The 13,428-nt window shown below is 49.3% G+C and carries 14 protein-coding genes; 7 read left to right on the forward strand and 7 right to left on the reverse strand.

What is annotated here, in order from left to right; all coding sequences use genetic code 11:
* Positions 1-86 precede the first annotated feature (86 nt).
* Positions 87-1,169 (reverse strand): LacI family DNA-binding transcriptional regulator, encoded by a 1,083-nt coding sequence (locus FH968_RS14155; RefSeq protein ID WP_139880476.1) that lies wholly within the window; start codon positions 1,167-1,169, stop codon positions 87-89.
* Positions 1,170-1,277: 108 nt separating this feature from the next.
* Between FH968_RS14155 and FH968_RS14160 the strand changes: the two genes are divergently transcribed.
* Both FH968_RS14160 and pptA read left to right on the forward strand, forming a co-directional pair.
* A complete protein-coding gene (locus FH968_RS14160) occupies positions 1,278-2,081 on the forward strand; it encodes an arylamine N-acetyltransferase (RefSeq protein WP_139880477.1) in 804 nt (267 codons plus the stop codon).
* Between the two features lie 34 nt (positions 2,082-2,115).
* Complete coding sequence (gene pptA / locus FH968_RS14165) at positions 2,116-2,346, forward strand: tautomerase PptA (protein WP_139880479.1); 231 nt, start codon at positions 2,116-2,118, stop codon at positions 2,344-2,346.
* Between the two features lie 44 nt (positions 2,347-2,390).
* Here the strand turns inward: pptA and FH968_RS14170 are convergent, their stop codons facing one another.
* On the reverse strand, positions 2,391-3,425 hold the full coding sequence (locus tag FH968_RS14170) for an AI-2E family transporter (protein WP_139880482.1): 1,035 nt from the start codon (positions 3,423-3,425) through the stop codon (positions 2,391-2,393).
* A gap of 456 nt (positions 3,426-3,881) precedes the next feature.
* Here FH968_RS14170 and mdtJ point away from each other — a divergent pair, with 456 nt between their 5' ends.
* Both mdtJ and mdtI read left to right on the forward strand, forming a co-directional pair.
* Positions 3,882-4,259, forward strand: coding sequence for a multidrug/spermidine efflux SMR transporter subunit MdtJ (mdtJ, locus tag FH968_RS14175; RefSeq protein ID WP_139880742.1), 378 nt, complete (start codon positions 3,882-3,884; stop codon positions 4,257-4,259).
* A complete protein-coding gene (gene mdtI, locus FH968_RS14180; protein ID WP_139880484.1) occupies positions 4,246-4,575 on the forward strand; it encodes a multidrug/spermidine efflux SMR transporter subunit MdtI in 330 nt (109 codons plus the stop codon). The genes mdtJ and mdtI overlap by 14 nt, the downstream gene beginning before the upstream one ends.
* Positions 4,576-4,610: 35 nt before the next feature.
* Here the strand turns inward: mdtI and FH968_RS14185 are convergent, their stop codons facing one another.
* The 4 genes from FH968_RS14185 to FH968_RS14200 form a co-directional block, all read right to left on the reverse strand.
* On the reverse strand, positions 4,611-5,417 hold the full coding sequence (locus FH968_RS14185; RefSeq protein ID WP_139880486.1) for a serine protease: 807 nt from the start codon (positions 5,415-5,417) through the stop codon (positions 4,611-4,613).
* A 258-nt stretch (positions 5,418-5,675) separates the two neighbouring features.
* On the reverse strand, positions 5,676-5,996 hold the full coding sequence (asr, locus tag FH968_RS14190; RefSeq protein ID WP_139880488.1) for an acid resistance repetitive basic protein Asr: 321 nt from the start codon (positions 5,994-5,996) through the stop codon (positions 5,676-5,678).
* Positions 5,997-6,148: 152 nt separating this feature from the next.
* Complete coding sequence (locus tag FH968_RS14195) at positions 6,149-7,633, reverse strand: carboxypeptidase M32 (protein WP_139880489.1); 1,485 nt, start codon at positions 7,631-7,633, stop codon at positions 6,149-6,151.
* A 73-nt stretch (positions 7,634-7,706) separates the two neighbouring features.
* Positions 7,707-8,957 (reverse strand): MFS transporter, encoded by a 1,251-nt coding sequence (locus FH968_RS14200; protein WP_139880491.1) that lies wholly within the window; start codon positions 8,955-8,957, stop codon positions 7,707-7,709.
* A gap of 103 nt (positions 8,958-9,060) precedes the next feature.
* On the opposite strand from FH968_RS14200, the gene FH968_RS14205 reads away from it, so the two are divergent.
* The 3 genes from FH968_RS14205 (at position 9,061) to bioD (ending at position 12,123) form a co-directional block, all read left to right on the forward strand.
* Positions 9,061-9,969, forward strand: coding sequence for a LysR family transcriptional regulator (locus tag FH968_RS14205; protein WP_139880493.1), 909 nt, complete (start codon positions 9,061-9,063; stop codon positions 9,967-9,969).
* 117 nt (positions 9,970-10,086) lie between these two features.
* Complete coding sequence (gene mlc / locus FH968_RS14210; protein ID WP_139880495.1) at positions 10,087-11,304, forward strand: sugar metabolism global transcriptional regulator Mlc; 1,218 nt, start codon at positions 10,087-10,089, stop codon at positions 11,302-11,304.
* A 123-nt stretch (positions 11,305-11,427) separates the two neighbouring features.
* Positions 11,428-12,123 (forward strand): dethiobiotin synthase, encoded by a 696-nt coding sequence (gene bioD / locus FH968_RS14215; RefSeq protein ID WP_139880497.1) that lies wholly within the window; start codon positions 11,428-11,430, stop codon positions 12,121-12,123.
* Here bioD and clcB read toward each other — a convergent pair.
* Positions 12,076-13,371: a voltage-gated ClC-type chloride channel ClcB gene (gene clcB / locus FH968_RS14220; protein WP_139880499.1), complete on the reverse strand. Its 1,296-nt coding sequence runs from the start codon at positions 13,369-13,371 to the stop codon at positions 12,076-12,078. The genes bioD and clcB overlap by 48 nt on opposite strands.
* Between the last annotated feature and the right edge of the window lie 57 nt (positions 13,372-13,428).

Raw genomic sequence — 13,428 nt, forward strand, 5'->3', positions numbered from 1 at the left:
ATGCGCTCACAATTTAAATTACTATGATTTTTGGCTGTGCAGATGTAAAGCATCAAAACAGTTTCAGGTGAGACGATTCACAGAAATTACTTCAGGCGTGCAACCTGACGCGCAAGTACGGCAAGCGCGTCGGCCAGAGCTTGTGGCGACGTTATGTAAGACTCAGGTGCCGCCGTGGTTTTACGCTCAATAAGTGTGACGGGCAAAACGGTTGTTTTTGTGGGCAGTTCCGCGTCGTGAATCAACGCCAGCAGCCTGTCGACGCTAGCATTACCCAACATTTTAAAATCTTGTTTAATCGTAGTGAGCGGCGGGATAAAACACGCGCTGTCTTCGGTGTCGTCATAACCAATGACCGATATTTGCCCCGGAACGGATAAACCGGACTCGTTTAATGCACGTAAAGCACCTAATGCCATTTGATCGTTTGCTACCAGCAGGGCAGTAAATGTTGTCCCGAGGCTGAGCAGCGCAAGCGTCTGGAGATATCCCGAGAGTGAACCCCAGTCGCCCTGCAACTGAGCCACTGGGCTGAGTTGATGTTTTGCAAGCGCTTGTTGCCAGCCTTCAAGGCGCAAACGAGCGGAAACTGAATTCTGCGGCCCACCCAGTAAGGCTATGTGCTGGTGGCCCTGATGGATGAGATGTTCAACCGCCAGACTCGCTCCAGCTGTGGCATCAAACGTAATACTGTGAGTACTGAGTTCGGATGAAACATCAAGGAACAACGCGGGAACATTGCCACACATTTCGGTAATGGTTTGTGCATGCTCATCTTCAAGTGGGATATTCACAATCAGCCCATCTACGCGTTGTGAAAGCAGGCTGTTCACGGCACTTTTACAGGCGTCGACATCGGGTTGCTCAATCATCGACATCACCACATTAAAGTGGAGTTTGCTGGCCTGTGATTTGATGGCGGCTGCGATTTGCGATGGCGCGTGAAGCGATAAATTGCTGGTTACCAGCCCAATGGTATGGCTCAGTTTCCCCGCCAGCTGCTGTGCCACACGATTGGGAACGTAGTTTAGTGCCAACATTGCCGCTTCGACTTTACGCCGGGTTTTGTCAGAAACATGTTCCGCCTGGTTGATAACGCGCGACACCGTTTGATAGGAAACATTGGCATATTTCGCGACATCGTAGAGCGTTATCGACTTGGATTTCATGGCGAGTTTCCTGTAGCGCAGTAGTTATTCCGGTCAGAGCATTATCGATCATTTGCTATGAAAAAAACGCTTTATAGTGAATACATCAAATTTTAAGGGGAAGGGACGATGACTTTTGACCGACAAGCGTATTTTGCGCGTATTGATTTTGATGGTGAGGCTACGCCGACATTAGAAACTTTGCAGCGTATACACCTGATGCACAGTTGTTCCATTCCTTTTGAAAATTTAGACGTGTTACTTGGGCGAACAATCAAACTCGAACTGGACAATGTATTTGAAAAACTCGTCGTCGCCTGGCGTGGTGGCTACTGTTACGAGCAAAATGCGTTGTTGCGAGCGGCATTAGAGGACATCGGTTTTGCTGTTGAGGACTTAGGTGCCAGAGTATTAATCGCTCAGCCACCAGAAATGCCGCCAAGAACCCATCGCTTATTATTAGTGACAATTAATCAGCAACGTTATCTGGCGGATGTAGGATTTGGTGGGAAAACGCTGACTTCGCCTTTGCGCCTGGAAACGGACGTTGAACAGCTAACCGCTCACGGCATCTACCGATTAACGCATCTGGATGGTGATTACTTGTTGAGTATCAAACAGCAAGATGAATGGATTCCTCTTTATCGATTTGATTTACAACCGCAATATTTTAGCGACTTTCAGGTCGCTAACCATTATGTTTCAACCTGGCCTGAATCGCATTTTCGGCATCATTTAATGCTGTGTTTACACAATATCGATGGCACGACGATGACGCTGAACAACCGCCAGTTTAACAACGGGCAGCAGCGCCAGGACATAAAGGATGAAGCCGAGTTATATCGGATACTACAAGATGTCTTTGGTTTGCACCTGAACCATGCGCAGCATGGCATAAGTCTTGATGAATTTGCGGCTATCTACCCAAAATGAATATCTGTTAACGTAATTTTTAAGGAGAACTGTTGTGCCTCATATCACTGTAAAACACTTTCCGCGTGAACTCACTGATGAGCAGAAAGAAGCGCTGGCTGCTGATATTTGCACCGTACTTAAGAAGCATTTCAATTCAACAGATGAGTCGCTTTCTGTCGCTTTAACGCCTATCCCGAAAGAACGCTGGAAAGAGGATGTGTACGACAAAGAAATCGCACCGGCTCTTGAGACGCTAGCTAAAAAACCGGGTTACAGCATGTAATTTCATGGCAGAGCCGCTTACCTATTGTGAACAGCTCTGCCTGATTAGCTTTGTGCCACATCGCTTAACAATACGGCGATACGCTTGCCACCCTCGTTTTGTTCAAGAGCAATTTTCACAGCAATCGTTAGTGGGACCGACAGCAACATACCCACCGGCCCCAGCAGCCATCCCCAGAATATCAACGATAAGAATACCACCAGCGTGGATAAACCCAGTCCACGTCCCATCATGCGTGGTTCGATGATATTGCCAAAGACCAGGTTGATGGCTAGATAACCGGCAATGACTAACAGCGCGTCATACAAGCCACTGAACACCAGAACCTGTGCCACAGGAGGTATAGCGGCCAAAACAGAACCGATATTTGGAATGTAATTGAGTGAGAAGGCGAAAAGTGCCCAGACAAAGGAAAAACGTACTTCCAGCATGGCTAACATTATCCAGACCACAAGGCCCGTCACCAGGCTGATGGCGGTTTTCAGCACCAGATAACGGCTCACACTGTCCAACGCGCGTTGAATGGCCACCATACCTTCTGCCGGGCGAGACATCAGTTGCTGAAGTTTTAGCGGTAATTGCGGTACTTCAATTAACATAAATACGACTGTCAGCAGCAGCAAAAAGATCGAAGTCATCGCGTTTGAAAGCTGAGTGATAAGATTGGTGACTAGCGTCACCGCGGCATTAGGGTCGATGTATTTGACCAATTCATCAACTGACACGGAGAACCCGATGCGTTTCAGCCACGGCTCCATGGTTTGCAGCGGTGAAATTAAATATGAGCGATATTGCGGCAACGTACGTGTTAACTCATTAAGCGTCGTCCCCAGATAGGCGAGTAGCAGCACGACCAGGAAGATAATCAACGAAATGACAAAAGTAATCGCCAGCACGCGTGGGACACGAATGCGCTCCAGGCGGCATATCACCGGGTTAAGGATGATGGCTATAAACAGTGCCAGAATAAAGGGCACGATGATATCGGCAGCCACTTTTATACCGACCAGAATGATGACTAACATTCCCAGCATAATGACTAATTTTAATCCACTTAACGTAATAATGGGTTTTGCCATTATTGCCGGTCTCCATCTAAATAATGTGTTCCTTAATTATTTGCATAATACGGGTGAGGAACGGATGAATACACATTTATTTTCTTATAGCAGAGCGTAAAGAATTGAAAAGGGGAGGTGGGTAAATCCTAAAATATGGTACAAATTCAGGGTGTTTGACTACCGAGGACAATTTACTATCCGCAACTGATGAGAAGCAACAACGCGGATACGTTGTGAAAATTATGGACATTATGCTTACGAACAAGCTGTTCAGAACGTTAGTAACCCTTCAAGCCCCGTCTTTCTACGCTGCATTTTCGCTTTCTGGCGAACAACACTGGCGTAACGCGCTGTAGATCTGCCTTCCTGAATCCCGAATTACCGCGGGATAAATAAACATTTTTTATTCGGCTTGCCTGCTATTTTTTGTGTATTTGCAAGCTGTGGAACGGCTATTTTCTCTATCGGAGAGAAATCATGATCTATTGGATTCTATTGGCACTCGCTATTATTGCGGAAATCACCGGCACATTATCAATGAAATGGTCGAGCGTCAGCGATGACAACCTCGGTTATATTTTCATGTTATTCATGATTGCATTGTCTTATATTTTACTCTCATTTTCGGTTAAAAAAATCGCACTTGGCGTTGCGTATGCCATGTGGGAAGGGATCGGCATTTTATTTATTACCTTGTTCAGTGTTCTTCTGTTTGATGAGTCAATTTCACTACTAAAAATAATCGGATTGACCACATTGGTGGTGGGTATTGCATTGATTAAATCCGGTACCAGTACCAGGAAAACGCGAACGGTAAAAGTCACAAAGGAGTGTGATCATGCAGTCGTTTGAATGGGTTCATGCGCTGTGGCTGCTAGTGGCGATTGTGCTGGAAATCATTGCCAACATCTTTCTAAAACACTCTGATGGGTTCCGCCGTTTTGGCTATGGCTTGTTATCGCTATTTGCGGTACTGGCGGCGTTTAGTGCACTGGCACAGGCGGTAAAAGGTATCGAATTGTCAGTGGCTTACGCGTTATGGGGTGGGTTTGGGATTATCGCAACCGTGGCGGCGGGCTCGATTTTATTCGGCCAGCGACTTAATCGCAAAGGCTGGATAGGGCTCGCGTTATTGCTGACGGGAATGGTGATAATCAAACTTGCCTAAAGAAAACCGCCGGGCAGCAATGTCCGGCGGTGTGATTACTGGTTGGCCAAACTTTGTAGCTGGTCACGAAAACCGGTAACAGAAATAGCACGGTTATCGGCACGGTAGCGGTCTTTGGCTGCGGGAGCGGAGCTTTGCACTCCAATCAATTGCCAGCCGTTGTCTGTGTTTAGCATCAGCGGCGAACCACTGTCCCCAGGCAACGTATCGCACTGATGCGAGAGCACTGTTTTTTGTGCCCAGCCGGTAATCAGACAGTTGTTATGGGTATAAAGATCGTCAAGATGATCCTCGGGATAACCCGATTGCGTGACTTTCCGGTTCTGGACTTTCAGGGCTTGGGTTAACGCATCGCGGTCGCCTTCAAACAATGGCAACGGCGTGATACCTGACGGCGGATTGTGTATCACAATCAAACCAAAATCATGAGGTGCCGCACCGGCTGGCACAATCCAACCGTCGCCATCAGGTTTAAGGCGATGGCCCAGAGATGACTCAACACGGCCTTCAATGTCATGAATTTCGTAACGCCACTTCCCTTTATTGGAAATGAAACGCAATGCGATAGCTTTATCGGGCGTTCCACGTGGGGGTTGCAGCAGGCAGTGTCCGGCAGTCAGCGCCAGATGGGGGGAGATTAACGTTGCGGTGCACAGATTACCGCTAGCCGTTTCGAGTTGGCCAATGGCATCCCATGGAGGCGTCGCTGGATCGGTGACTTTTGTGCGGTCATCCTTGCCAAAAAACAACGTTTTGACGTCAGCAGCACTTTCGTCATCAGCATGGGTTAGAGCGGGTAAAAGGCACAGCACTCCTAACAGCATTACAACTTTTTTGCGCATATCACTCTCTGACGGGGCGATTAATTTTGATTGTTATATAAACCGACTGAACGGTTTAACTATAGACGGGTCGCACAAAAATTGGGAGTGAAAAGTCATTAAAGCCAGAAGCTTAGCGTAATAATGCCGCAAAGAATGAGCAGCGTTAGGATGATTTCAAAACTATAGCGTCGCAACATCATCCAGACTCCGGAATGAAACACCCGGTAAACCGGGTGTTTTTAGTGTGGCAATGCTTTCGGGTTAACCCCGATAACCTTATGCTGCTGGCTGAGTTGCAGGTTTTGCTGCTTCAGTTTTTGCTACAGGTTTTTTGTGATGTTTTTTAGCAGCCTGGGCTTTCTGCGCAGGTTTTGCCGCGTCGGTTTTCTTCACTTCTTTTTTGTGTTTTTTAGCTGCCTGAGCTTTTTGCTCGGTAGCGGCTTTTTTGTGTTTTTTGTGATGAGTGGTTTTTGCAGCAGGTGCTTTCGCAGCAGCAGAAGTTGCAGCAGGTGCAGGAGCCGCAGTAGTTTCAGCAGCGAAAGCAGCAGAAGACAGACCCATTGCAGCGGCAACAACCAGAGCTAATACTTTATTCATCTCGACATCCTCAGAATTTGTTTATGTTTGAACCCCACTGCGGGGCCGTTGAGATGAACTATAGGCTTGTGGATCAAAGCCTTCAGTGAGTGATTGGTATCGACGTGTAACGGTTTGTACAAAGCCGGGGATGGCTCCCCGGCTTCGGTGTTTTAAAGGTAACGCGCTTCTAAATGTTTGCGGAAATATAATGGGTTAAGGTCTTCACCGGTAGCGTTAGTGATAAGCTCGGATGTTGTGAATCGGCTGCCATGCTGCCAGATGTTCTGACGCAACCAGTCAAACAGCGCATTGAAGTTTCCTTCTGAAATATCGCTTTCAAGCTGTGGCAATGCGAGTTGAGCGGCATTGAACAGTTGAGCGGCGTACATCGCGCCTAACGTGTATGACGGGAAGTAACCGAAGGCACCGTCAGTCCAGTGAATATCCTGCATACAGCCGTTACGGTAGTTGTCTTTTGTAGAAAGACCCAGCCAGTGCTGCATTTTTTCATCCCACAGCGCAGGAATGTCTTCCACTTCTATCTCGCCATCAATCAGCGCACGTTCGATTTCGTAACGTAACACCACGTGAGCCGGATAGCTGACTTCATCTGCGTCGACGCGAATAAATCCACGTTCAACACGCTGGTTAACGGCAATAAAGTTTTCTGTTTCAAATGCGGGTTGTGCACCGAAACGAGTCTTAACCATTGGCAACAGCAGTTTGAGGAACTCTTTGCTGCGCCCTAATTGCATCTCAAAGAACAGGCTTTGTGATTCATGAATCGCCGTAGAGCGCGCCAGCGCAACAGGCTGACCAAGCCATTCACGCGGCAGGTTTTGCTCATAGCGCGCATGTCCCGTTTCGTGAATAACACCAAATAGTGCACTGACCAGGTCGGATTCATCGTAGCGTGTGGTGATTCGCACATCTTCCGGTACGCCGCCGCAGAACGGGTGCGCACTGACATCAAGCCTGCCGCCATTAAAATCAAAGCCCAGCAGCTTCATTGTTTCCAGACCCAATTCACGCTGGTCGTGTGTGGCGAACGGGCCTACTGGTGTGATGACCGACTCTTTCGCTTGTTTATCGACAACCTTTTGCAGCAAATCCGGCAACCAGGTACGCAAATCACCGAACAGCACATCGAGTTTGGCGCTCGTCATGCCAGGTTCGTAAATATCTAACAGGGCGTCGTAGCAGGATTTCCCTTTGGCATCGGCACGCAGCTTTGCCTCTGCACGCGTAACGCGGACCACCTCTTTCAAATTGGTCGCGAAACCTTGCCAGTCATTGGCAGGGCGCTGTGTCCGCCAGCCATGTTCACAGCGAGTACCCACCAGAGATTTTTCTTCTACCAGCGAGGCTGGCAGCAAAATGGCTTCCTGATATTGGCGTGTCATCTCGCGCAGGTTGGCACGTTCAACATCATTTAAATCTTCCTGAACGGCGGCCTGTAGCAATGTCGCGATTTTTTTATCGGTCAGAATTTGGTGCTGCAAAACACTCAGCTCAGCCAGGGCTTCGCCGCGTGCGGTGCTACCGTTGGGTGGCATATTGGTGAACATATCCCAGCCAGCGATGGCGGAGAGATGCCCAAAACGAGAAAGACGCTGGAAGGTGCGGGTGAGGTGGTTGTAGTTTTGCTTTTCCATAGAGCCTCATCAAGGGATGGTAAACGCTGCGAAAATAGCAAAAAGCCATCCCGAAAACGAGGCTGTAACGGGGTTAATGTGCGCGATGATGCAAACGCGTACCCACTATTAATGAAATGACCAACAGTGAGCCAATAAAACCTGCGACACCAGGCCAGCCAAACTGATGCCAGAAAACGCCACCTAACGTCCCGGCGATGCTTGAACCGAGGTAATAGCTAAACAAATATAATGAAGATGCTTGCCCTTTCGCGCGTTTTGCACGCGGGCCAATCCAGCTGCTGGCAACTGAGTGGGCTGCGAAAAATCCCGCAGAAAACAGCAACATGCCCGCAAAGATAATCGTTAGTGGAGAGAAGACGGTGAGCACTAAACCCAGCAGCATGACTGCGGTGGAAACCATCATCACCGGGCCGCGCCCAAATTTGGTGGTCATCGCTCCCGCTTTTGGTGAACTCCAGGTGCCTGTTAAATACGCCACCGACAACAAACCCACCACCGCCTGGCTTAAAAACCATGGCCCTTGCATCAGACGATAACCGATGTAATTAAACAGCGTGACAAATGCGCCCATCAATAAAAAACCCTGGGCAAATAACAGCGGCAAACCCTGGTCCCGCCAGTGCAGGCGAAAGTTTATAAACAAAGTTTTTGGCCGCAACGAAGAAGGGCGGAAATGTTTGGAAGCAGGCAGTATCTTCCAGAACATTAAGGCCGATGCCAGAGCGAAACAGCCGATAGCAGCAACGGCAATGCGCCAGTTAAAAACATCAGTAATCACGCCGCTTAACAGGCGGCCACTCATACCACCAATGGAGTTCCCACTGATATACAGCCCCATCGAAAATGCCACCACGCTTGGGTGAATTTCTTCACTCAGATAGGTCATGCCTACGGCAGCGACACCGCTCAGTGAAAGTCCAATCAAGGCGCGCATCACCAAAATCCCATGCCAACTGGTCATCATGGTGGAAAGCAGGGTACAGCTTGAGGCGAGCAACAGCGCGGTGACCATCACGGGTTTACGGCCAATCGCATCGGAAAGTGGCCCGGTAAATAACAGCCCAATCGCCAGCATCGCGGTAGAAACAGATAATGAGATACTGCTGCTGGCGGGTGATACGCTAAATTCTTGCGACAAAACCGGCAATATCGGTTGTACGCAATAAAGCAGAGCGAAGGTGGCAAGTCCTGCAGAAAACAGCGCTAATGTGACGCGCATAAACTGTGGTGAACCACGTTTGATGTAAGTGACAGGCTGGGGGGAACGTCTTTCGTCAACATCCTGTACCGGTGCGGTGTCGACGAGGGTTGTACGGCTCAAAATGGTTCCTTAATTTACTCGTGAATAGGCGTCTTATTTCAGAGTAGAAAATCGGCAATGTTCTGTCTAATATATTAATAATCTCAATTGATATGTTTAAAGTATGAATATTGAATTGCGCCACTTACGTTACTTTGTTGCGGTTGCCGAGGAATTGCATTTTGGACGAGCTGCGGCGCGTTTGCGCATCTCTCAGCCGCCACTTAGCCAGCAAATTCAAATCCTTGAACAGCAAATTGGCGCGCTTTTATTGGCGCGAACTAACCGCAGCGTGAGCTTAACGGCGGCGGGTAGTCAGTTCTTGCAGGATGCTCGACAGATTTTAAGCCAGGTTGAGACAGCCGCCGGGCGTGCCGCCAGACTGCATCAGGGGGAAACAGGGGAGTTACGCATTGGTTTCACTTCATCAGCACCATTTATTAAAGCGGTATCGGACAGCCTTTCGACCTTTCGTCGTAGCTATCCTGATGTTCACCTCCAGATGCGTGAAATTAACACTCGTGAGCAAATCGCACCGCTAAACGACGGGGAGCTTGAACTCGGACTGATGCGTAATACACATCTACCGGACACGCTTGCCTCATGCCTGGTTCTGCGAGAGCCATTGCTGGCAATGGTGCATCGAGATCATCCTTTAGCTGGGCGTTCGAAAATATCCCTGCAACAGTTGGCAAATGAGCCGTTTGTCTTTTTTGACCCTCATGTGGGTACGGGTCTGTATGACGATATTCTCGACCTACTGAAACGCCACGGCATTTCGCCCTACATTACTCAGGAGGTCGGCGAGGCGATGACCATTATTGGCCTGGTGTCTGCGGGACTCGGGGTTTCGATACTTCCTGCCTCATTCGAACGGATTCGAATATCGGATGTGGTTTGGCTGCCTTTAGAAGAATCTGAAGCGCAATCGGAAATGCTGCTGGTGTGGCCAAAGCATCGTGAACGCTCTGCGGCAGCGCTGCGAATCTCCAGACTGCTAACTCAGTCAATAACGGCTTTAAAAGGCATTTAAAAGAGCAGAATATGTGCGGTAAATCACAACCCTACCTAAATATTTGACTCCTTCACTTGAAGTGTTTCACCATAGCCCAAAGTTTATTTCGAAGCGCGAAAATAAAGGGAGTCGCAAGTGGTTGCTGATAGCCAACCGGGCCATATAGATCAGATAAAGCAAACCAATGCGGGCGTTGTTTATCGTCTGATTGATACCCATGGTCCGGTATCGCGCATCGATCTTTCTCGCCTGGCACAACTCGCTCCTGCCAGCATCACGAAAATTGTTCGTGAAATGATTGAAGCCCATCTGGTTCAGGAGACGGAAATTCAGGATCCTGGTAGCCGGGGCCGTCCTGCCGTGGGTCTGATGCTGGAAACTGAAGCATGGCATTATTTGTCCGTGCGTATTAGTCGTGGGGAAATCTCACTGGGTCTGCATGACTTAAGCAGTAAGTTGATTGTTGAAGATACCGTTTCGCTGGTCATTGAAGACTTGCAACCGCTTATCGAACGGATAATCGCGCAGATAGACCAATTTTTTATCCGTCATCAGCAGAAACTCGAACGACTTACCGCGATTGCCATCACTATGCCGGGCATTATCGATACTAAACGCGGCATAGTGCACCGTATGCCGTTTTATGAAATCTGCGATATGCCTTTGGGCGAGATTTTGGAAAACTATACTGGTGTTCCGGTGTATATCCAGCATGACATCAGCGCCTGGACGATGGCAGAAGGGCTTTTTGGTGCCTCAAAAGGTGCGCGGGATGTTATTCAGGTTGTGATAGATAACAACGTCGGTGCAGGTGTGATTACTGATGGACGCTTACTTCATGCGGGCAGCAGCAGCCTGGTCGAAATTGGCCATACGCAAGTCGATCCCTTTGGTAAACGCTGTTATTGCGGTAACCATGGCTGCCTGGAAACTATTGCCAGTGTCGACAGTGTGCTGGAACTGGCACAGTTGCGAATGAGCCAGTCAATGGGTTCGATGCTGCACGAACAACCGCTGACGGTGGAATCGCTCTGCGACGCCGCGCTGAACGGTGATCTATTGGCGAAAGATATCATTCTTGGCATCGGTACCAATGTCGGTCGTATTCTTGCGATTATGGTCAATTTGTTCCATCCACAAAAAATCCTGATTGGTTCACCTTTCAACCGAGCCGCAGATATTCTGCATCCGGCAATAACTAGCTGCATCCGCCAACAGGCGTTACCGGCATATAGCGAGCATATGATTGTCGAAAGTACCCAGTACAACCACCGTGGAACGATGGCGGGGGCTGCGCTGGTGAAAGACGCAATGTATAACGGCTCGTTATTGATTCGCTTGCTGCAAGGGTAATGTCATTGGCTGATTCACTAAAAATTGCGCTATCTCAATCTGGTCGAATCACTAATCTTTTAGACTTTCACTCCTGAATTAATCAATTTTTAATCACTTTGAGCATTACCTTGGGAGTTAGTCATGCTTACGCGTTTCTTTATAACGGGTACCGATACTGCGGTCGGGAAGACTGTGGTTTCTCGCGCCTTGTTGCAGGCTCTTGCGGCCAGTGGCAAAAGTGTCGTCGGCTATAAGCCGGTAGCCAAAGGCAGTAAAGAAACGCCAGAGGGTTTACGCAACAAAGACGCGTTAGTTCTGCAAAGTGTTTCAAGCATCGAACTCCCTTACGAAGCCATTAATCCTATCGCTTTGAGCGAAGAGGAAAGCAGTGTTAGCCACAACGGTCCGATTAACTACTCGCTACTGTCTGACGGGTTACAACACTTAACCGGGCAAGTTGATCACGTTGTGGTTGAAGGTACTGGCGGTTGGCGCAGCTTGATGAACGATTTACGCCCGTTATCTGAATGGGTGGTTCAGGAGCAGTTACCGGTGCTGATGGTAGTGGGGATTCAGGAAGGGTGCATCAACCATGCCTTGCTGACGGCTCAGGCGATTGCTAATGACGGTTTACCTCTTATTGGCTGGGTAGCGAACCGTATCAATCCAGGGCTGGCACATTACGCTGAAATTATCGACGTATTAAGCAAAAAGCTGCCTGCGCCACTGGTTGGTGAGCTACCTTATTTGCCGCGTGCAGAACAAAGAGATCTCACGAACTACATTGATTTATCCAGACTTCGCGGCGCTCTGACGGTAGACCGTTTGCGGGCGTAACCAGCGCGAAAGTGCAGAAGCAATAACGCACGCCACCAATAAACCGGGGAGTATTGTAAACTCTCCGGTCATTTCACAAACCATCAGTGTGGACATAATCGGAGCATGCGTTGTGGCCGCCAAAAGCGTTGCCATTCCAGTGAGTGCCAGCAGTATTGCAACGTTATCTCCGCTCCACGCCCATAATCCACACCATTGACCCACTAGCATTCCCAGCGCTGCACCAACGAATAATGTCGGTGTGAATACGCCGCCGGGTGCGCCAGAACCGCTGCTCGCCAGCACCGCCACCAGTTTATAGACCAGAACCCCGGCCACGAAAAGCAGCGCTGGAGGTTGTGATAAAAACGATTGCACCACACTGTAACCATTTCCCCAGACTAGCGGCGTGATAAGCGATAAAAGCCCAACCAGCAAGCCACCCAACGCAATTTGTAGGGGAGGAATTAAATGCAAACTCTGAAACAGCTTGCTGCTTTGCGCCATTAGCCAAAGAAACAGTGGCCCGGCAAAACCCGCGAGTATGCCAAGCGATGCCATCAGCAGATATTGGACAGGTTGCGGGGTGCCTAGCGCCCGGACTGTATAAAGCAGCGCTTGTTCATCGTTCAACAAGTGGGTCATCAGCAACGCGCTGACGGCGGCAATGACCACCGGGCCGAGCGAGGCGAGCATTAGTGTGCCAAAGAGAATCTCGGCGATAAACAAGCTACCCGCAAGCGGAGCATGATAAGCACTGGCCATCCCCGCCGCTGCACCGCAGGCAACCCATAATTTCCACTCATCTTTATGCGAGAAACGTTGCGCGAACACTGAAGCGAAGACGGTTGCCAGCAGTACCATCGCCCCTTCACGGCCAATTGCGCTGCCGCTTGCCACAACAATCAGCGAGGCGGCAGATTTGACCAGACTTGCGGATACATCCAACCGCCCATCACCGGTTTCAATGGCTTCCATATAATCGGTTGGCGCTGATGGGCGCTGACGTGTGGCACGCTGCCAACCCCAAAGTAACGCACCGGCAAGCAAGCCGCCGAGGGCCGGAGTGAGTAACCTTCGCCATGGGGGCAATGCCGCAGCGGCGGCAACTAAACTGCCACTGTGATCACCCAGGAATACGCTTTCAAGAAAGTACATCGACTGACGAAACAGCCAGACGATGATTGCGGAGGCGATACCAATCCCGACGGCGAAAATAAGCCGCCGCAACATACCTTTCATGTCCGGGAAGTGATGTAAGCGATGCATTAAGCCTATTGTAGAGTGGGTAAAGCGAAGCGTCACTCGGAAACATCAACGAGTTGT

This window comes from Buttiauxella sp. B2, assembly GCF_006376615.1.
In the GTDB taxonomy this organism is placed as follows: Bacteria; Pseudomonadota; Gammaproteobacteria; order Enterobacterales; family Enterobacteriaceae; genus Buttiauxella.

Coding starts and splice junctions, on each gene's coding strand:
- FH968_RS14185 (WP_139880486.1), bottom strand. CDS start 5,417: ATGCGCAAAAAAGTTGTAATGCTGTTAGGAGTGCTGTGCCTTTTACCC.
- bioD (WP_139880497.1), top strand. CDS start 11,428: ATGCTTACGCGTTTCTTTATAACGGGTACCGATACTGCGGTCGGGAAG.
- FH968_RS14155 (WP_139880476.1), bottom strand. CDS start 1,169: ATGAAATCCAAGTCGATAACGCTCTACGATGTCGCGAAATATGCCAAT.
- FH968_RS14195 (WP_139880489.1), bottom strand. CDS start 7,633: ATGGAAAAGCAAAACTACAACCACCTCACCCGCACCTTCCAGCGTCTT.
- asr (WP_139880488.1), bottom strand. CDS start 5,996: ATGAATAAAGTATTAGCTCTGGTTGTTGCCGCTGCAATGGGTCTGTCT.
- mdtI (WP_139880484.1), top strand. CDS start 4,246: ATGCAGTCGTTTGAATGGGTTCATGCGCTGTGGCTGCTAGTGGCGATT.
- FH968_RS14170 (WP_139880482.1), bottom strand. CDS start 3,425: ATGGCAAAACCCATTATTACGTTAAGTGGATTAAAATTAGTCATTATG.
- FH968_RS14205 (WP_139880493.1), top strand. CDS start 9,061: ATGAATATTGAATTGCGCCACTTACGTTACTTTGTTGCGGTTGCCGAG.
- FH968_RS14160 (WP_139880477.1), top strand. CDS start 1,278: ATGACTTTTGACCGACAAGCGTATTTTGCGCGTATTGATTTTGATGGT.
- clcB (WP_139880499.1), bottom strand. CDS start 13,371: ATGCATCGCTTACATCACTTCCCGGACATGAAAGGTATGTTGCGGCGG.